The organism is Halomonas sp. S3-1-1 (assembly GCF_023757625.1).
Lineage (GTDB): Bacteria > Pseudomonadota > Gammaproteobacteria > Pseudomonadales > Halomonadaceae > Vreelandella.
The window spans coordinates 1-18,753 of record NZ_JALGBZ010000008.1 but is presented as its reverse complement, the minus strand read 5'-3'; the positions used below and the strand labels follow the sequence as shown (position 1 = coordinate 18,753).

Here is an 18,753-nt window from a genome sequence, read left to right as displayed (position 1 = left end):
TCCAATCGTGAAGTTAACGCACACGTGAATATTAAAACCCGCTGAGGCGGGAAAATGATCAAAGACTATCCCCACTACTCAACTGATAAAAGACGAAAACCTATGCCGTGGACACACTCAACTGGGCAGCCGCCTCCTTGTCTTTACTTTCACTCTCAATAACCGCCAAGGACTCTCGATACTCCCAAGCCTCGGCTTTCATGGTCCAATGGACCTCCGCTTGCTGCTCATCCACTACTTCGCGCACCTGCGCAAGAGGCACATTGAAAAACTCCTTTCGGGCATTAAGACGATTGACCTGGTAGGAGGCAAACTTTCTATGAAGCTCTCGCTCCAGCGTTGGTGCATTCTCGGAGAAGATCATGGCATGCACATCAAATGAAAAGGGCACGCTTGCGTCACCTAACTCACGCACACGGTCAAGCGGCTCTAATCGACGCGTCATACCAATCTTGAAAACGTTTTCCCCAAATGAGCCAACGTTAGAAATAATATATACATGGCCGCGCTTGGTCTGTTGAGCCATTGAGATAGCTCGCTGCTCTTTAGACTCTGCAGCCTCTAGTTGCTCTTCAAGTTGAGCAAGACGAGCTTCATACCGAGCGCGTTCAGCTTCGCTTGCATTATCAAGCTGTTTACGCGCCTCAGCCATTGCCTTAGCCAACATCCGTTCTTCTTTTTCAGCTTCCTTGATAGCCTTTTCGAAATCCCTTCGCGCTTTTTCTTCTTCGCGCATCTGCTCACGAATAGCGCGCTGCTCCTCGAGTTCAATGCGTCGTAGCTCCATCACTGCTACTGACCATTTCAACTCTTCCAGCCTGGCTTGCAAGTAAAGGTCGGTAATACGCGCGTCTTTGAAAGGCTTACCATTATGATTAACGAGCGCGAAAGCATCCATTATGCCTTGACGTAGCTTTCCATAATTGTCGTGTTTCACTTTAGAAAGAATCGAGTCTACTTTTCCATTGAATGCATCGACAGCAAAGTGGATAGCATGCTCACGACGAACACGTTCAACATAATCGCAATCACCAGCACGGCCATTTTTAGCCATATCTGAGCTTTGTTTACGCATCTGCTTCAGTCGCTGGCCTGCCTCCTTATGAGAAAAGTCTTCGGCCAAATCATCAAGCAGGCTAGCATTGGGCACAATGTAGTCGTCGTGATAACCTTCGATAACGTTCTTCATAGCCTGCGCAGTGCGCTCATAGAGCTTGGCATTTTCTACTGCTTTAAGTGCGTTACCTGCTGTTTCTTCTGCCTGCTTGCGGGCGTTTACAATAATTTCCCCAGCACGATCATGCGCGCTATCGAGCGTTTCCTGAGCTCTCCCTTCAATACTTTTAGCCCGTTCCCGTATTGCTTTGGCTTCTTCGCGTGCTTCAGCAATACGCTTATCTGATTCCTCATCTGCTTTCTTACGTGCGCTGAACGCATCCAAATCAGCCTTCTCACGAACACTTCTTGATTCTGCCAGAAGCCGTTTACTCTCTTTTTCAGATTCCTGCCATAAGCGGCCTGCTTCTTTTTTAGCATCAAGTATCAAACTGGTGGCGGCTGCCTCAGCATCTTCAATCGCCTCATACTTTGATAAACGCTCGACCCTGCCTCTTAGGCTTGATACCTCTTCGTCCTTGGTAGCTAACGTCTTTTGCAAGCTGGCAGCGAGCTTATTCTTCTTCCGATTTTTCAAGGAGGAAAGCCCATATAAAGACCACCCCAAAAGCGCTAGCAGTAATGCACCACCCATTAGTAACTCATTGTTCATCGTATGCTCCCTTGGTTTATGCCTATTTTGCACACATATAACATTAACTAAGCCGAAGATAATTTACTATTTTCTTCATCACCGGACTATTGATCCACAATGATTCAGATGAAGGGTTTTCTGCTTCTTCGAAGCTGTTCAGCGTAAGCCCGACACTACGCTTTATAAGTTTTTAGGCGTTTTATTTTGCACCATGTGGCATTTAATTCCTTGCGATCTACTGGAGTCGACGTCCTGTTTATTAAGCTCCTCCACGCCTCTAGCCGCATAGTAGAGAGCTCCGGTGAGGACACCGCGACGCGTGCAAGATTGGTACCTTAGCCGATAGGCCTGCATAGAATTCTACGATCGCCTGAACCTTCTTCTATATGGACTCACCCTACTGGCAGACGAAAGAATATGGGGTACCCTTTGGCATAGAGCAGTACGAATAAATGGCGAGCATTCTGGCCAAGCTCAAGGGCAAGGCCATCATCAGCCTCAACGACCACCCGGATATTCGCGGACTACCACATCGAAACCACCGAGATACGCTAAACCGTCGGAGGTGGCAAAAGCTCAGACGCCAAAGAGGTGCTGATCTTTAGTTGGGATGTGAATACGGAACCGGCGGGCTTTTTGATGCTGCACCAAGGAACAACAATGTCGTATGAAACCGAAGATTTTACCTGTGCAAGGGAGTTGATGGAGTATTTGTCTCCTTTGCACGAGGGTCGCTGGGGCCGGTATAGAATTTTTCGCGGACACGGTAGTGAAAAATTCAAGTTAAGCCCATCCGTGTTTAGAAAAAGCCCTAGCCTTCCAAGTAATGAGCTATCAGAGGATCAGATAGCTAGACACGTGTACTTCGAACTAGCCATATTGGATACTTTTTTAGACGGATGTGATGCTTCTGGAATATCTGTGCCAGCAGATACGCCAGCCCTAAGATCGAAGTTAAGCGAACGACACATGGACGTTACGCTCTTCAACCAATTTGAGGGTTGGCCACATCACGATACTTTCCCTTTACTAGCAACTGCTCAGCACCATGGAGTGCTTACTTGTCTTCTTGATTGGACTAAGCGCTCTTACGTCGCCGCTTATTTTGCGGCCTCCCAAGCACTACGTGAGCTCGATAGCGCTAACCTAAGCGACTGTGCTATGAAAAGGCCTAAAGAGCTAGTGATTTGGTCATTGAGTACTATAAACAATCAAAAATGGAAGCTTGTCAAATATGTAGAAGCTCAAGGGTTTGTGAGCGTCAATCGAGCAGCGCAAGACGGCGTTTTCACAGCCACTTCGTTAGAAGCAATCAAGCAAAATGGAATCGAGGGGGCATCCCTTGAGAACATAGAGGAAATGTATAGAGTCTCGCACACAGGGAGATCGCGTCTTGGCCGGTACAGCCTCCCGATTAGTGAAGCTGCCCATTTGCTTGAACTATGTGCTGCATTTGGTGTTAAGGGGTCGACCTTATTCCCGGGCTATGAAGGTGTGGGGAGAGAGGTAGAAGACCTGAGAATAGCTAGGCAATACAGGGCATATTGAAAGCAGCTAGATTTTTATGCCAAACGTTCCGCAAAATCAGCCCATTTCGCAATTGCCGGAATATGCCAAATAATGCGCTAGAGTGTGCCAAATGAAGTGCGCGCTTACAAAGTGTCCAACCGTTGGACATTTTGTGGACACATACGAAAAAGCCGCCCCGAAGGACGGCTTAGTCATGTTCTGTAACGCTTTGCTTTATAACCATTTTTAATGGTGCCGACACCAGGAGTCGAACCCGGGACCTACTGATTACAAGTCAGTTGCTCTACCAACTGAGCTATGTCGGCGCTTCACGTTTTCTTGAACATTTGACTGGCTTGCGTGAAGCGAGTCAGTCAACAAGAAATCTTGTTGGCAATGGCTGGGGTACCAGGATTCGAACCTGGGAATGCCGATACCAAAAACCGGTGCCTTACCACTTGGCGATACCCCAGCAGTGTGGTGGCCAGAGACGGAATCGAACCGCCGACACGGGGATTTTCAATCCCCTGCTCTACCAACTGAGCTATCTGGCCGCTGCCAACGGTGCGTATTAAACTAAAAACGCCGCTTTTCGTCAACACCTTTGTGAAACTTTCTTTCCGTTCACGAGGTTAGGGCACACCCCGCTCTTTTCGCCCTGCCCGGCCTAGGCCGGCAAACGCCCGCCCGGCGGGCGCTGGAGTGGCCTTTAGGGCTGGCTGGGCGGCACGTAGCCTTCGGCCTGGTCGGTGTCTTCGTTGTCCAGAAAGCGCTCCATCTGCGTCATCAGGTATTGGCGCGATTCCGGCTCGAGCATGTTGAGATGCTTTTCATTGATCAGGCGGGTCTGAAGCGCCTGCCACTCTTCCCAAGCCTTTTGGGAAACCGTGGCCTGAATCTCTTGGCCTTTCTTGCCGGGCAGCGGCGGAAAGGCGAGTGCCGGGAGTTCCTGCTGGTACTTGCGGCAGAAAACGGTGTTGCTCATGAAGGTGCTCCTTGATGGGTGAGTTGCCCCTGAGTATGGGTCAGGGCCCCGGGGTGGGATCAAGCGAAAACGGCGCGAGCTGTTTCAAAAGCGATTTGACCGGCGCGGCCAGGCCCAGCGCCGGCGGGTCCATCGGGTCGAACCAGACGCCCTTCTCGCGCACGCCGCTGATTCCTGCGCAGCGCGCCGGCTGCGGGATGATCGCCAAACGAAAGTGGCTGAAGGTGTGGGTAAAGCCGGGAAGCGCAGGCTCGATAATCGCGCTGTCGGTAAAGGCCTCGAGCCAATCGCTGAGCGCGGCGCGGTCGTCGAACTGGGGCAAGCTCCAAAGCCCGCCCCAAAGCCCGGTCGACGGGCGCTGCTCGAGCCATACGCGGCCCTCTTCGTCGCGCAGCACCAGCATCAGCGTGTCGCGGGTGGGCAAGGTCTTTTTCGGCTTGGACTCGGGATAGCGCTGCGGCGCCCCCTCTTTATAGGCAGCGCACACGTCGTTGAACGGGCAGATCACGCAGTCCGGCCGGGCGCGGGTGCAGAGCGTGGCGCCGAAGTCCATGATCGCCTGGGTGTAGTCGGCAAGGCGATCAAAGGGGGTAAAGTAGTCGGCCAGTGACCACAGCGCGCGCTCGACGGCGGGCTTACCGGGCCAGCCGGGCACGGCGTGAAGCCTTGTGAGCGAGCGTTTGACGTTGCCATCCAGAATGGGCGCGCGAGCGCCCTGGCTTTGGGCGATGATGGCGCCCGCGGTCGAGCGTCCGATACCGGGCAGCGCCATAAGCGCCTCGACGCTCTCGACGGGCAGCTCGCCTTCGTGTTCGTCACGCGCGGTTTGGGCGGCCTTGTGCAGGTTGCGGGCGCGGGCGTAGTAGCCAAGTCCGGTCCAGAGGTGCAGCACCTCGTCCTGGTCGGCGTTTGCCAGTGCGATTAGCGTGGGAAAGCGCTCCATGAAGCGCTCGAAGTAGGGAATGACGGTCGTGACCTGGGTCTGCTGCAGCATGATCTCGGAAACCCACACGCGGTAGGCGCTGCGCGGCGACTGCCAGGGCAGGTCGTGGCGGCCGTACTGGTCGAACCAGGCCAGCAGCCGGCGTTGGAACTCAAAAGCCGTCAAACACGGCGTCGGCGTCTCGGCCATGGGGTGAAAACACTCCGCGAGTAGTGCAGGAAAAAAAGCGCCGGCGCAGAGGCCGGCGCTCCAAAAGGACAGTGGAATTAGTCGAAGAGGTTACGAATGCCGTTGCGCAGCTCGCGCACGTTCTCTTCGCCGAGGCGGTCGTTGAGCCCGTCGAGGGTCTCACCGAGGCGCTCTTCGATCTGCGCGCCGGCCTCGTCTTGCAAGAGCGATACGACTGAAGCCTGGAAGGCGTCTCGGTCGAGCCGGCACCACTGGGACTTGTCGTCATCAAGGTGGCCTTCGCACAGTACCGGCAGCGCCAGCGCCTGAAGGCGCGGGTTGACGTTGCAGGCGGCGTCGGCGGTATCTACCAGACGAGCGTTGGCATGAGTCAAAAAGTTCATGCTGGTGAGGTTCAGCTCGCCGCTGCCCTGCATGTCGATGCCCGGCAGCGTTACCATCAGGTCGTCGCTGGTCACAACGCCGTTGCGCACGTTGAAGGTGGCGTCGAAGCGATCAAAGCGGGTATCCGGCTGCCAGTCGCGCAGCGTGCCCTCGCCTTCGAGTTTGGCGACGAGCTCGCACACCTGCTGCGAAATGTTGGTTTGCAGGATGGCGCCGTCGTTGAGGCGCGCGTCGAGCTCGCCGTTGAGGTTACTGGTCAGCACGTCGCGCGTGTTGCCGCGCGTGGTGAGCTCGCCCTGCAGATTGAAGCGCCCGCGTAGCGGTGACTCCTCTTCGCTGAACGCCTCGATCATGGGCGCGACCTGTACGCCGCTGATCGTGGGCGCGAACTGCCACGCGAGTACCGGCTCGCGGGCGTCGATCGAGCCCGTCGCTTCGAGCGTGCCGTCGTAAAAGCGCGACTCGAACCCGGTCAGCCGGTGAAGGCCCTGCTCGCCGCGAAGCGCTAGCCGGGTGTCGTCAAAGGTAAGCCCGGCAAGCTCGAGCCGGTCCACCTCCAGGTCGCCTTCCAAATCCAGCGCGGCGAGCCACGCCTGAGGCAGCAGCGGGTTCTCTTCCTGAGCGAAGGCGCGGCGAATGAGGCCGCGACTCGCCTGCTGAGCGGTGACCGGCCCCGGCAGGTAGTAATCAAGATCGAGGTGATCGCCGGCAAGATCGAAACGCAGGGCGCTGCCGTCCAGCGCTGCGGCCAATTCACCGGTAAAGGTGTTGTTATCGAGCACCAGAGAGAGCTGGGGCAGCGCGATCTGCTCGAGGTTGCCCTCGATAGGGCTGGTCATGGCGACATCGCTCAGCGCGGCTTCGCTGGCAGTGTTAAGCGACACGCCCATGCGCGAAAGCCAGGGGCGCAGCGTGAAGGGCGCGGCGTTGAGCTGGCCCTGATACTGCGGGGCGTCCAAAAACTGCTCGACGTTGAGATGGCCGCTCAGGCGCAAACCATCCGGGCCGGTGAGCTCGGCGTCGCGAAGCTGCGCGGTTTGCGCGCCCCAGTCGCCTTCCAAGGCGAACGCCAGCGCCATCGCCAGGCCCCCTTGCCAGTTCTCCGGGTGGCGCAGGCCGGTTTCGATCACCCCGTCGCTAACGCTAAAGCGCTGCTCGCCAAGCCAGGCGATCATTTCGGCGGCTTTCAGACTGAGCTGCTGCGGCTCTTCTTCGTTTGCGGTGGTCGAGCGGGTAGAGAGCTGAAAATTCTCGAAGGTAACGCGTTCGTCGTCGAGGCCCAGCAGCACGCGGGTCTCGAGGCTCATTTCGCTGGTAAAGGCCGGGGCGCGCTCAAGCGCTTCGGCGTCCAGCCGGTTGTGCCGGGTCAGAGTGAACATCGCCTTGAGCGGAAACGCGCGCGACGGGTTGACGTTGCTGCCGTTGATATCGAGCGACTGCAGCCGCCAAAGCGCCTGATTGGACGCATCGCGATAGCGAATGTCGGCGTTTCGCACCTCGACGCTTGCGATGTTGAGCACCACCGAGAGATTGCCCGCGTCGACGTGGGGCCCGGCGCTGGCCGGCGCCAGCACGGTTTCGGCGGATTCACTGTTCTGCTCGGCCAAGCGCTCCACGAGCGGCTGCCAGTTGCCTTCCCCGTTGGCATCTCGCTCGAGGTTCAGGCGTACGCTGTCCAGTGTCAGGCCATCGATGGCGATTTCACCGCGCAACAGCGGGGCAAAGGCGACGCTGACCTCGGCGCTATCCACGGCGGCGAAGGAGGTCTCCTCGACGGGCTGCTCGGGAAGCCAAGCGCGCGCTTGGGAGACGCTGACGCCGATGCGCGGGTAGAACGACCAGGTGATCGGCCCTTCCAGCGCCAAATTGAGCCCGGTTTGCTCCTTGACCACCTCGACCAGGCGCGGTTTGAAATCCTCGGGATCCAAAAAGGTGGTGACATACACCACGGCGGCGACGGCCACCATGGCCAGAATGCCGACCGCGGCCAGCAAAATACGCAATAACTGTTTCATCACCCGTTCCCTTGTGGGTCTAGCTCGACATACTCATGAATACCGCTGCCACTCGAGGCACCGCTGCCGGCCGCCGGTGGCGTGGAAAAAGGCCGATAGCCGATTTTGGACAACAGGATACGATCGGCCAGCGGCAGCGAGCCGGCATCGATGCGAAGCGTGCGACCATCCTCTTTAGCCTGCTCGCCCAACAGTGCCATAAGGCGGGAGCCGACGCCACGCCGCCTGGCCGAGCTTTTCACGCAAAGCTCCGAAAGCCACCAGGCGCGATCATCGGCCTCATAGATGGCCACCGCGCCCAGCAGATGGCCGTTGAACCGGGCGCAGGCGAAGAACTGACGCGGCGGCTGGGCCAGGTGCTGCTCGATGAACGGCGCGACCGTCTGAGTGCGTATCCGCTCCAGGGGAGCATCGGCATAGATACGCGCCAGGTCCTGGCGTACGGCGGCGTCCGCCTCCCAGCAGGTCTGATCGACATACAAAAGCGTCACCGGCATGATCAATCCTCCTGGCTGCGTTTGCGCCGCCCTTGCCCGCTGAAACCGGCGACCTTTCGCGCATTGTAGCGGATGGGGTCATCGATTCTCTATAATGGTCGTTTGGCTCGCTATTATGTCCAAGGTCGGGCGTGGACGTTCACGCCTCGCCGCCCCACTATGCGCGCAAGCGCAGGAGATGCAACATGTCAGCGCGAACTGCCACGGTCAGCCGTGACACCAACGAAACGCAGATCACCGTTACCATCGACCTCGACGGCGAAGGCCATTTGAAGGGCGAGTCTGGGGTGGCGTTTCTTGATCACATGCTGGATCAGGTCGCGCGCCATGGCATGATCGACATCACCATGGACGTCAAAGGCGACCTGCACATCGATGACCACCACACGGTCGAGGATTTGGGCATTACGCTGGGCCAGGCGTTCGACAAGGCAGTGGGCGACAAGCGCGGCATCGTGCGCTACGGACACGCTTACGTTCCGCTCGATGAAGCGCTTTCGCGCGTAGTGATCGACTTTTCCGGCCGCGCCGGGCTATTCATGAACGCCACCTTTACGCAGGCCACTATCGGGTCGATGGACACGCAGCTATTCAGCGAGTTCTTCCACGGCTTCGTCAATCACGCCCGCGTGACGCTGCACATCGACAATCTCAAGGGCGAAAACGCCCACCACCAGGCGGAAACCATCTTCAAGGCCTTTGGCCGGGCGCTACGCATGGCGCTTTCCGAGGATTCGCGCATGGCGGGTAAAATGCCCTCGACCAAGGGAACGCTTTGATGCTGAGCGCTTCTCGCTACACGCCCTCGCCCACCGTTATCCGCCCACCCCTGTAAGGAGCGCAACATGACCATTGCCGTTATCGATTATGGAATGGGCAATCTGCATTCCGTGGCCAAGGCGCTTGAACACGTAACCCACGAAAACGTCATCATCACCCGCGATGCGCGCCGTATTCTGGGCGCCACCCGCGTGGTGCTGCCAGGCCAGGGCGCGATTCGCGACTGCATCGGCGAGCTCGAGCGCACCGAGCTACGCGGTTTGGTCGATGACATCCTGACCCGCCAGGCAAAGCCCTTGCTCGGCATCTGCGTGGGTCAGCAGATGCTGATGGAGAAAAGCGAGGAGAACGGCGGCGTCGACTGCTTGGGCTTTTTCCAGGGCAGCGTCGATCGTTTCCCGCTGGATATGCGCGATGAGCAGGAACAGCGCTTGAAGGTGCCCCACATGGGCTGGAACCGGCTCACCCAGCACCACGACCACCCGCTGTGGGAAGGCATCGAGGACGGCGAGCGTTTCTACTTCGTGCACGGCTACTACGTTAACGCAACGGTAGACGACCACGTGCTCGGTACGACCCAGTACGGCGGCGTGAAGGCGCACGTGGCCATCGGGCGCGACGCCACCTTCGCCGTGCAGTTTCACCCGGAAAAAAGCGCGCGGGCCGGTCTTCGCCTGCTCGAAAACTTCGTTACCTGGACGCCCTGAGAGGATTCATCATGCTAGTCATTCCCGCCATTGATCTCAAAGACGGCCAGTGCGTACGCTTGAAGCAGGGCCGCATGGAGGATTCGACCTCCTACGGCGACGACCCGGTCGCCATGGCCGGTCGCTGGGTGGAGGCCGGCGCGCGCCGCCTACACCTGGTGGATCTCAACGGCGCCTTCGAGGGCAAGCCGGTCAACGGTGAAGCGGTCACCGCCATCGCCCGCGCCTACCCGAACCTGCCGATTCAGATCGGCGGCGGCATTCGAAGCGCTGACACCATCGAGCACTATTTGAGCGCCGGCGTCTCCTACGTGATCATCGGCACCAAAGCGGTGAAGGAGCCCGAGTTCGTCGGCGAGATGTGCCGCGCCTTTCCCGGCAACATCATCGTCGGACTCGACGCCAAGGACGGGTTCGTGGCCACCGACGGCTGGGCGGAAGTCTCCACCATCAAGGCTACCGAGCTTGCCAAGCGCTTCGCCGGTGACGGCGTCTCCAGCATCGTTTACACCGACATCGCAAGAGATGGCATGATGCAGGGGGTGAACATCGAAGCGACCGCCGAGCTTGCCCGCGAAGGCGGCCTTCCGGTGATCGCCTCCGGCGGGGTGACCAACCTCGACGATATCAAGGCGCTGTGCGACGTCGCCGATAGCGGCATTCTCGGGGCGATTACCGGGCGCGCCATCTACGAGGGGAGCCTTGACGTGCGCGACGCCCAGCGTCTGAGCGATGAACTGACCGGAGGTCGAACATGAGCCTGGCCAAGCGTATCATTCCGTGTCTGGACGTCGACGCCGGCCGCGTCGTCAAGGGCGTGAATTTCGTCGGCATCCGCGATGCCGGCGACCCGGTGGAGATCGCCAAGCGCTATAACCAGCAGGGCGCCGACGAGATCACCTTTCTGGACATCACCGCAAGCTCTGACGAGCGCGCCACCACCGTCGACATGGTCTCGCGCATCGCTGGCGAGGTGTTCATCCCGCTCACCGTGGGCGGCGGTATCCGTACCTGCGACGACATTCGCACCATGCTCAACGCCGGCGCCGACAAGGTGTCGATCAACACCGCCGCGGTGACCAACCCGGAGTTCGTTTTCGAGGCCGCCGAGCGCTTCGGCAGCCAGTGCATCGTGGTCGCCATCGACGCCAAGAAGGTATCAAACGAGGGCGAAACGCCGCGCTGGGAAATCTTCACCCACGGCGGGCGCAAGCCCACCGGGCTCGACGCCGTCGAGTGGGCGAAGAAGATGGTCGCACTCGGCGCCGGCGAGCTGCTTTTAACCAGCATGGACCGCGACGGCACCAAAAGCGGCTTCGATTTGGGCGTGACCCACGCCATTTCCGAGGCGGTGAGCGTGCCGGTGATCGCCTCCGGCGGGGTGGGCAACCTGCAGCACCTGGTGGATGGCGTGCTCGAAGGCGGCGCCGACGCGGTGCTGGCGGCGAGCATCTTCCACTTCAGCGAATACACCATTCCCGAAGCCAAGCGCTACATGGCCGAGCGCGGCATCGAAATGCGCCTTTAGCGCAGGTTTCGCTATCCGCCTCACGCCTCTCTCACATTTTTCTCACACCCCTGCCCAGAGCCCTTGCCACCGCAACGCTCTGGGCTTTTTGCCTTACTCAAGCGCGTTTGGCTTAAGTGTCAGGCGTCGTCTTCCAGACTCAGCCCCAAATTGCTTACTCCGCCGTTGCGCCCGAGCACGCGCAGCTCCTTGAGCGCGGCCCTGTCGAGCGGCGCGCTGACTGCCTCGAGCACCGCGTCCTGAAAGTCGTTTTCGTCCTCCATGAGCGGGTGGTCGCGGATGATCAGCGCAAGCTTCTGGGCATCCACTTCGCCTTCGGTCAGCTCGATGAAGGCGCGCACGCCGGCCCGCGAGGTGCGGCTGACATCCAGCACTGCCTCGCCCGCGTCGCCCTGTAGCGTATCGAGCAGCGCGTTCACCGCGACCACCGCATCCAGCGCTCGTCGCGCGCCGAAGCTGTCGTCGTCTTCCGGCGGCTCGCACTCGGCAAGCTTCTCGGCCTGACGGGCGAAGTCGATGCTGGCACCCGGCACCTGCAGGCGCTCCCACACCAGGCTAAGCACGGTTTTAAGCGTGTGGCTGTCGCCCTGGCCGGTGGTTTGCTCGTACAGCGCATAGTTGGGAATCAAGCGCTCGCAAAGCGCGGCCATGAAGGCCTGCTGGGCAGTCAGCGGAAGCGTTTGAAGAAGCTGATAAAATCCGGAGGGTTTGGCCACCATGTTGATTTCCTGAGCCTTTATATCGGTGAAAATGGTAGGGATGAAAACGATATCGGTGAAAACGGTGTTGGTGAAGATAAGGCGATACGTTATCGTCGCACATTCGCAAACGCGACTATGACGCGACGACCGGCCGGCGAGGAGATTACCATGCATATTCATCTGCTACAGCACGGCCCGCACCACGGCCCCGCTCGCCTGACCGACTGGCTCGACAGTATGGGCCACAGCTATACGGTTTTTCACCTGTTCGACGGCGAGCTGACCCCGCGCCCCGGCGAGTGCGATGCGCTCATCGTGCTGGACGGCCCGGAGGAGCTGATTCAAACGCCACCCGCCTGGGCCAGAGCGGAGAAAAAACTTCTGAACCGCTACCTGGACGGCCAGCGCCCGGTGCTCGGCATCGGCCTAGGGGCGCTGTGGATCGCCGAAGCGCTGGAGGCGGTGATCGCCCCGGGCACCTACCCGGAAACCGGCTGGCACGGCGTAACGCTCGCCCCGGAAAGCCCGTTCGATCTTCCCGAGCGCTTCGAGGCGTTCATGTGGCACCGCTACGTGTTTAGCCTGCCGGATGCCGCACTGCCGCTGGGCGGCAGTGACGCCGCGCCGCTTCAAGGCTTTGCCTGGGACGCCGGGCGAGTGGTGGGGCTCTTGTGTCACTTCGAGGTCACCGCCAAAAGCGCCACCGAGCTTTTCGAGTACCCGCCCGCCGCACCAGCCACGGCCGCCGGCCAGCGTTACCTGCAAAGCGAAGCGGCCATGCTGGAGACACCCAAGCGCTTTCACGACCTGGCGCCGCTGCTCGATCGCGTCATGCTGCAGTGGCTGGCCCGCGCCTAGGCGCTCCACTGCCGGGCGGCGTCCAGACAGCTCTCCCAGTCGCCCACGTGAAGCTCTGTTGGGGCGTCCTGGCGCCGCTCCAGGTGATAGCGGTAGAGCGGGTCGTAGTATTCGGTCAGAAGCGGGCCGAGCCAGGCTTCGTGGGCCTGGGTGTTGCCCCGGTCGTGGGCGTCGAACGCCAGCGCCTGTAGGCGCTGAAGGCGCTGCAATCGGGCGTTACCCAGCCGCTTGGCCAGCCGTTTCAGGCTGTTGGAAAGCTGCTCCTTCATTCGTGCGCGGCCTTGCTCGAAGCCGAACCGGGCCACGAAGGCCGCTTCCAGCGCTTCGATATAATCATGGCGAAGCTGATCCAGCCGCCAGTCCAGCGGCATCTCGACGCAGATGCGCGGCGCTTTTTCCATGGCGTGCCAGAAGGTGAGCGGGATGTTGGCGTTGCCGATCTGGCGCGACTCGTCTTCCATCACCAGTTTGCCGGGCCGGCCCAGCAGTTGGGACGCCAGGGCGTGTTCGAAATCGATCTGCGTCGTGGGCGCCTCAACCTGACGGCCAAACGCCGACCCCTTGTGGTTGGCACACGCTTCCAGGTCGATACCGTTTGCGAGCCGGTTGATCAAGACCGTCTTGGCGGAGCCGGTCAAGCCCGCCACCACCAGCATGGGCTGCTCGGCGGCCTGGTCGATATGCTCGCAAAGTGTGCGGCGCATCTCTTTCCAGCCCCCCGTAATACGGGGCACATCGACGCCCTCCTCGGCAAGCCACGACTTGGCGATCTGCGAGCGCAGGCCGCCGCGAAAGCAGTAGATCGCCGCGTTCGGGTGGCGTGACAGATACTCGCGCCAGGCCGCAATACGTGTGCGCTTGACCTCGCCGCTCACTAAACGCTCGCCAAGGGCGATCGCCGCTTGTTGCCCCTGCTCCTTGTAGGCGATACCGACCTGATGGCGCTCCTCGTCAACCATCAGCGGCAGGTTGACCGCCCCGGGAAGGCTCCCCTGGGCGAACTCGACCGGGGCACGCACGTCGATTAGCGGCGTGCCCGTGTGAATCAGATGGGTCGTGGCGGGTACATCGCTGCTCATTTAGCCGACCACATCGATCAGCGCGTCGCCTTCCCGCGCCTTCATGGTGCCGAAGGGCTGAAGCTCGAGCCCGTGCTCGCGGCCAATGCGCTCCACGTCGTCCTCCCAGGCCGGGTCGACGCTGAGCAGAAGCCCGCCGGAGGTTTGCGGGTCGCACAGCCACTGCCAGTGGGCTTCGTCCATCGGCTTGAGCTGCCCACCCAGTGCTTCGTGATTTCTGAACGTTCCGCCGGGCACCGCACCCTGACGGCGATAGGCTTCGGCCTCGGAAAGCCGCGGCAGGCGGCGAAAATCGATCTGCGCCATGACGTTGCTGGCACTGCAGATCTCGCTGAGATGGCCGGCCAGGCCAAACCCGGTGACGTCGGTCATGGCGTTAAGCCCCTTCACTTTGGCAAGCTCCACGCCGATACGGTTGGATTTGAGCATGGTTTCGCGGGCCAGGCCGTGGTGGCCCGCTTCCAGCAGGCCGCGCTTTTCGGCGGTGGTCAAAAGACCCACGCCCAGCGGCTTGGTCAAAAAGAGCAGGTCGCCGGGTTTGGCGCCGCTATTGAGCTTGAGGTGGTCGAGCTCGATCAGCCCGTTGACAGCGAGGCCGAAAATGGGCTCGGTGGAGTCGATGGAGTGCCCGCCGGCCAGCGCCACGCCGTGTTCGCGGCACACGCCCTGGGCACCGGCCACCACGTCGCCGGCGATCTCCGGGGCGAGCTTGTCGACCGGCCAGCCAAGAATGCTCAGCGCCATGACCGGCGTGCCGCCCATGGCGTAGATATCGCTGATCGCGTTGGTCGCGGCGATACGGCCAAAATCGAAGGGGTCATCGACGATCGGCATGAAAAAGTCGGTGGTCGAGATCATGCCGCGGCCGTCGCCCAAATCGAACACGGCGGCGTCTTCACGGCCCTGGTTGCCCACGATGAGCTGCTTGTGGCCGGCGCTCGGGCCCGCCTTGGCCAGAATGCTGTCGAGCACGTCCGGGGCGATCTTGCAGCCGCAGCCGGCGCCGTGGCTGTACTGAGTGAGTCGAATGGTGCTCATCGTATCTCTCCTTGAAACTGATCGGCGCCCGCCAAAGGCTCCGTCATCATTCGTTTTTATAAGCCGCTGATAAAAGGCGGATACTGAAAAAATAGCACAGCCTGATCCAAAGGCTTTGACGTCAAAGCGCTTCGAGCGCGTCGCTGAGCTTGTCCACGGCGATGACCTCCATGCCCTTGGGCGGCTGCTTCGGCGCGTTGGCGCGGGGCACGATGGCGCGCAAAAAGCCGTGTTTGGCCGCCTCGCTGATGCGCTCCTGGCCGCTGGGTACCGGACGAATCTCGCCGGAAAGCCCCACCTCGCCGAACACCACCAGCTCCTTCGGCAGCGCCCGATTTTGCAGGCTCGACACCACCGCCAGCAGTACCGCGAGATCCGCGCTGGTTTCCAGCACCTTGACCCCGCCAACCACGTTCAAAAATACGTCCTGGTCGCCGGTGAAGAGCCCGCCGTGGCGGTTGAGCACGGCGAGCAGCATCGCCAACCGGTTCTGATCGACCCCCACCGCCACGCGGCGCGGATTACCTAGCGCTGACTCGTCCACCAGCGCCTGCACCTCGACCAGGATCGGCCGCGTGCCCTCCCACACCACCATCACGAGGCTCCCCGGCGCCTGCTCCTCCTGGCGGGAGAGAAAGATCGCGCTGGGGTTTTTGACCTCTTTCATGCCCTGCTCGAGCATCGCAAATACACCGAGCTCGTTAACCGCGCCGAAGCGGTTTTTTTGCCCGCGCAGGGTTCTAAAGCGCGAGTCGGCGCCGCCTTCGAGCAGCAGCGAGGCGTCGATCATGTGCTCGAGCACCTTGGGGCCGGCCAGGGTGCCATCTTTTGTCACGTGGCCGACCAGCAGCAGCACCGTATTACTCTGCTTGGCAAAACGGGTCAGCGCCGCCGAGGATTCGCGCACCTGTGCGACGCCGCCGGGAGCGGAGCTAATATCCTCGAGGTGCATGGTCTGAATCGAGTCGATCACCAGTATTTCGGGCTTTTCACGCTCGGCAACGGCGAGAATCGTCTCTACGCTGGTTTCGGCCAGCATCTTGAGCCCGCTGGTGGGAAGCTGCAGGCGGTGGGCGCGCATGGCGACTTGGGAGAGCGACTCCTCACCGGTGACGTACATGATGCGCCGCGTTTGGGCGAGCTTGCAGGCGGTTTGTAAAAGCAGTGTCGACTTGCCCGCCCCCGGGTTTCCGCCCAGCAGCACCGCCGAGCCTGGCACGAGCCCGCCGCCCAGTACGCGGTCGAACTCGGCAAAGGTGGAGCTTAGCCGCGGCACCTCGCTCAAATCGACCTTGCTCAGATCGACCACGTCGCGGGAAAGATCCCCGGCGTAGCCGCTTCGCCCCTGAGCGGGCGCGCCGGCGCCGGGCCGGGCGCTCGCCAGGCGCACTTCGCTCAGGGTATTCCATTCTTGGCAGCTCGAGCACTGCCCCTGCCACTTGCGGTATTCGGCTCCGCACTCGGTGCACACATAGGCGCTTTTGACTTTGGCCACGCCGCGCTGCTCCTGTCTTGCTTGCCGCCCGGCAGCCGCTTGCCGGCGCCGGGCAAATACACGAAAGGCGGCTCAGGGCCGCCTTTCACACTCACGGCGCGTACGCCGTGATGTTGATCGCCTAAGCGCTTACCGGCGCTGCAGCTGCAACATCTCGCCGTTTTCGAAGCGACGACGTTCCGGGTCGATCAGCTCGAGGGTTTGCTCGCTGATCTTCTGGAAGTAGTAGATCTGGCCATCGCCGTTGGGCGTCAGCTCATAGACGGTCGCGTTGGCATCCGACGGCGTACCGGTCAGCACTTCCCAGTTACCGGAGTAATTTTCGTCCGGCGGGGTCTGGGGGTGGTTACGATAGCTTGCCGTCAGATCGAACGTCCGCTCCTGCGGGGCGCTAGTCTCCTCGCCTTCCATGGTCACGTTCAGGTCGATGCCGTCACAGTTACGGCACGGCAGCGTTCCCTGGTAGGTGGCCTGAGACGCGCTCATGGCGGGGGCATCCTGGCCTTGCTGGTCGGTCTGGCCCGATGCGCAGCCCGCCAGTAGTGCCAACATAGCCGAACCGGCTAGCAAACTCCGAAATTGCATTGGGTGTCTCCTTCTCGTGTTGGACATACATTTCTTTCGTGCGCTTATGACAGCATAACCGCTACAAGGTGCGACGCCCACCCCTCGATGCGTTGCAATCGTGTCAAATAATCGCCAGATAAAACAGCCGCCTGCAATAGTCATGCAGGCATCTTGCGCTTGATCGTGGCTCGGGCCACCATAATGCTCCTTGCAAGAGCCACCAGGTGTCCCTCATGAGCCAATTCTGGAGCCCCGCCGTTCGGTCGCTGACCCCGTACGTGCCCGGCGAACAGCCCGTCGAGCGTCTGATCAAGCTCAACACCAACGAAAACCCTTACCCGCCGGCCCCGGGCGTGGGTCAGGCGCTGCGCGATTACGCCACCGACCACTTGCGCCTCTACCCGGACCCGACCTCGCGCGCGCTCAGACAAACTCTGGCCGATACGTTCGACGTCGATCTGGAGCAGACCTTTGTCGGCAACGGCTCCGATGAGGTGCTGGCCTTCGCCTTCCAGGCCTTTTTCTGTCACGGCGCGCCGCTCGATGCGCCGGCCATTACCTATAGCTTTTACCCGGTCTACGCGAAGCTGTACGGGATCGAACTTCGCCAGCACCCGCTCAACGCTCAGTGGGAAGTCGACCTCGACGCCCTGACCGCGAGCGCCGAGCGTAGCGGCGTGATTCTAGCCAACCCTAATGCCCCCACCGGCCACGCCCACTCGCTCGAAAGCATCGAAGCACTTCTAGAGCGGGTACCGGATCGCGTAGTGCTGATCGATGAAGCTTACGTCGATTTCGGCGCCGACAGCGCCGTCGCGCTTACCAGGCGCTATCCGAACCTGCTGGTCACCGGTACGTTTTCCAAATCAAGAAGCCTTGCCGGCCTGCGGCTGGGCTACGCTATCGGCTCGCCGGAGCTGATCGAGGGGTTGCAGCGCGTCAAGGACTCCTTCAACTCCTTCCCGGTGGATAGCCTGGCCAGTCTTTTAGGCATCGAGGCGCTCAAGGATCAGGCGCACTTCGACGCCTGCCGTAACCATGTGATTGCCACTCGCGAGCGTACTCGCGAACGCCTGGAAGCGCTTGGCTTCGACGTACTGCCGTCAAAAGCCAACTTCGTGCTGACTCAGCACCCCGACTTTCAAGGCGCCCAGCTCTTCGCTGGCCTTCGCGAGCGCGGCATTCTGGTACGCCACTTCAACACGGATATTCTGGGCAATTTCCTGCGCATCACCATCGGCACCGATGATGAAATGGATAGCCTGATGGAAGCGCTGGAAAGCATTTGTCGTTAACTGGTGATAGCCATTTCAACCCGCTCTTGTAGGAGCAGGCTTTAGCCAGCGACGCGGCGCACCGCGCCGCCTGAATGGACGGCAGGCAAGATGGCAAACCCAACCCCGGGCGGCTGTCGCCGCCATCGCCCGATGAATCGGGCTCCTGCAGTCGATCGGAGCGCGATTGTCCTGTAGGAGCAAGCGTCAGCCAGCGATGCGGCGCACCGCGTCGCTTGGGTGGGGCGGCAGGCACCCTGCCTGCCGGGCCTTTCCCCTTTTTTTTCCACGCATAAAAAAGCCCCGAACACAGAGTGCTCGGGGCTTTTTCGAATAGGTGCCTGACGATAACCTACTCTCGCATGGGGAGACCCCACACTACCATCGGCGCGTTGCGGTTTCACTTCCGAGTTCGGCAAGGGATCGGGTGGTTCACGCAAGCCATGGTCGTCAG

Annotated in this window: 17 protein-coding genes, 3 tRNA genes and 1 rRNA gene; 7 read left to right on the top strand and 14 right to left on the bottom strand. The window is 60.5% G+C overall.

Going from position 1 to position 18,753, the window contains the following annotated elements; all coding sequences use genetic code 11:
* Positions 1-100: 100 nt before the first annotated feature.
* Positions 101-1,768: an SNIPE associated domain-containing protein gene (locus MQW23_RS18060; RefSeq protein WP_252109612.1), complete on the bottom strand. Its 1,668-nt coding sequence runs from the start codon at positions 1,766-1,768 to the stop codon at positions 101-103.
* Positions 1,769-2,410: 642 nt separating this feature from the next.
* Here MQW23_RS18060 and MQW23_RS18055 point away from each other — a divergent pair.
* Positions 2,411-3,298, top strand: coding sequence for an FRG domain-containing protein (locus MQW23_RS18055; protein WP_252109611.1), 888 nt, complete (start codon positions 2,411-2,413; stop codon positions 3,296-3,298).
* A 211-nt stretch (positions 3,299-3,509) separates the two neighbouring features.
* On the opposite strand, the gene MQW23_RS18050 is transcribed toward MQW23_RS18055, so the two are convergent.
* The 7 genes from MQW23_RS18050 to MQW23_RS18020 all read right to left on the bottom strand — a co-directional run bounded on the left by MQW23_RS18050 (position 3,510) and on the right by MQW23_RS18020 (position 8,272).
* Positions 3,510-3,585, bottom strand: a tRNA-Thr gene (locus MQW23_RS18050).
* 71 nt (positions 3,586-3,656) lie between these two features.
* Positions 3,657-3,731, bottom strand: a tRNA-Gln gene (locus tag MQW23_RS18045).
* 6 nt (positions 3,732-3,737) lie between these two features.
* Positions 3,738-3,813, bottom strand: a tRNA-Phe gene (locus MQW23_RS18040).
* A gap of 155 nt (positions 3,814-3,968) precedes the next feature.
* On the bottom strand, positions 3,969-4,244 hold the full coding sequence (locus MQW23_RS18035; protein WP_252109610.1) for an oxidative damage protection protein: 276 nt from the start codon (positions 4,242-4,244) through the stop codon (positions 3,969-3,971).
* 40 nt (positions 4,245-4,284) lie between these two features.
* On the bottom strand, positions 4,285-5,376 hold the full coding sequence (mutY, locus tag MQW23_RS18030) for an A/G-specific adenine glycosylase (RefSeq protein WP_252109609.1): 1,092 nt from the start codon (positions 5,374-5,376) through the stop codon (positions 4,285-4,287).
* A gap of 77 nt (positions 5,377-5,453) precedes the next feature.
* Complete coding sequence (locus tag MQW23_RS18025) at positions 5,454-7,775, bottom strand: AsmA family protein (protein WP_252109608.1); 2,322 nt, start codon at positions 7,773-7,775, stop codon at positions 5,454-5,456.
* The gene (locus tag MQW23_RS18020) at positions 7,775-8,272 is read right to left on the bottom strand and encodes a GNAT family N-acetyltransferase (RefSeq protein WP_252109607.1); all 498 of its coding nucleotides are present in this window, start codon (positions 8,270-8,272) and stop codon (positions 7,775-7,777) included. The genes MQW23_RS18025 and MQW23_RS18020 overlap by 1 nt, the downstream gene beginning before the upstream one ends.
* Before the next feature lie 185 nt (positions 8,273-8,457).
* Here MQW23_RS18020 and hisB point away from each other — a divergent pair, with 185 nt between their 5' ends.
* From hisB to hisF, 4 genes are all read left to right on the top strand, one after another.
* Positions 8,458-9,051, top strand: a complete 594-nt coding sequence (hisB, locus tag MQW23_RS18015) for an imidazoleglycerol-phosphate dehydratase HisB (protein WP_252109606.1) — start codon at positions 8,458-8,460, stop codon at positions 9,049-9,051.
* Between the two features lie 66 nt (positions 9,052-9,117).
* Positions 9,118-9,759, top strand: a complete 642-nt coding sequence (hisH, locus tag MQW23_RS18010; protein WP_252109605.1) for an imidazole glycerol phosphate synthase subunit HisH — start codon at positions 9,118-9,120, stop codon at positions 9,757-9,759.
* 11 nt (positions 9,760-9,770) lie between these two features.
* A complete protein-coding gene (hisA, locus tag MQW23_RS18005; protein WP_252109604.1) occupies positions 9,771-10,517 on the top strand; it encodes a 1-(5-phosphoribosyl)-5-[(5-phosphoribosylamino)methylideneamino]imidazole-4-carboxamide isomerase in 747 nt (248 codons plus the stop codon).
* Positions 10,514-11,287 (top strand): imidazole glycerol phosphate synthase subunit HisF, encoded by a 774-nt coding sequence (gene hisF, locus MQW23_RS18000; protein WP_252109603.1) that lies wholly within the window; start codon positions 10,514-10,516, stop codon positions 11,285-11,287. The genes hisA and hisF overlap by 4 nt, the downstream gene beginning before the upstream one ends.
* Before the next feature lie 119 nt (positions 11,288-11,406).
* Here the strand turns inward: hisF and MQW23_RS17995 are convergent, their stop codons facing one another.
* Complete coding sequence (locus MQW23_RS17995; protein ID WP_252109602.1) at positions 11,407-12,006, bottom strand: YjaG family protein; 600 nt, start codon at positions 12,004-12,006, stop codon at positions 11,407-11,409.
* A gap of 150 nt (positions 12,007-12,156) precedes the next feature.
* Between MQW23_RS17995 and MQW23_RS17990 the strand changes: the two genes are divergently transcribed.
* Positions 12,157-12,846, top strand: coding sequence for a type 1 glutamine amidotransferase (locus MQW23_RS17990; RefSeq protein ID WP_252109601.1), 690 nt, complete (start codon positions 12,157-12,159; stop codon positions 12,844-12,846).
* Here MQW23_RS17990 and mnmH read toward each other — a convergent pair.
* From mnmH to MQW23_RS17970, 4 genes are all read right to left on the bottom strand, one after another.
* On the bottom strand, positions 12,843-13,925 hold the full coding sequence (mnmH, locus tag MQW23_RS17985) for a tRNA 2-selenouridine(34) synthase MnmH (protein WP_252109600.1): 1,083 nt from the start codon (positions 13,923-13,925) through the stop codon (positions 12,843-12,845). The two genes, MQW23_RS17990 and mnmH, sit on opposite strands and share 4 nt — an antisense overlap.
* A complete protein-coding gene (gene selD, locus MQW23_RS17980) occupies positions 13,926-14,963 on the bottom strand; it encodes a selenide, water dikinase SelD (protein ID WP_252109599.1) in 1,038 nt (345 codons plus the stop codon).
* Positions 14,964-15,084: 121 nt separating this feature from the next.
* On the bottom strand, positions 15,085-16,458 hold the full coding sequence (radA, locus tag MQW23_RS17975; RefSeq protein ID WP_252109598.1) for a DNA repair protein RadA: 1,374 nt from the start codon (positions 16,456-16,458) through the stop codon (positions 15,085-15,087).
* 129 nt (positions 16,459-16,587) lie between these two features.
* A complete protein-coding gene (locus MQW23_RS17970) occupies positions 16,588-17,043 on the bottom strand; it encodes a copper resistance protein NlpE N-terminal domain-containing protein (RefSeq protein WP_252109597.1) in 456 nt (151 codons plus the stop codon).
* 215 nt (positions 17,044-17,258) lie between these two features.
* Between MQW23_RS17970 and hisC the strand changes: the two genes are divergently transcribed.
* On the top strand, positions 17,259-18,320 hold the full coding sequence (hisC, locus tag MQW23_RS17965) for a histidinol-phosphate transaminase (protein WP_252109596.1): 1,062 nt from the start codon (positions 17,259-17,261) through the stop codon (positions 18,318-18,320).
* A gap of 318 nt (positions 18,321-18,638) precedes the next feature.
* Here the strand turns inward: hisC and rrf are convergent.
* Positions 18,639-18,753, bottom strand: a 5S ribosomal RNA gene (rrf, locus tag MQW23_RS17960).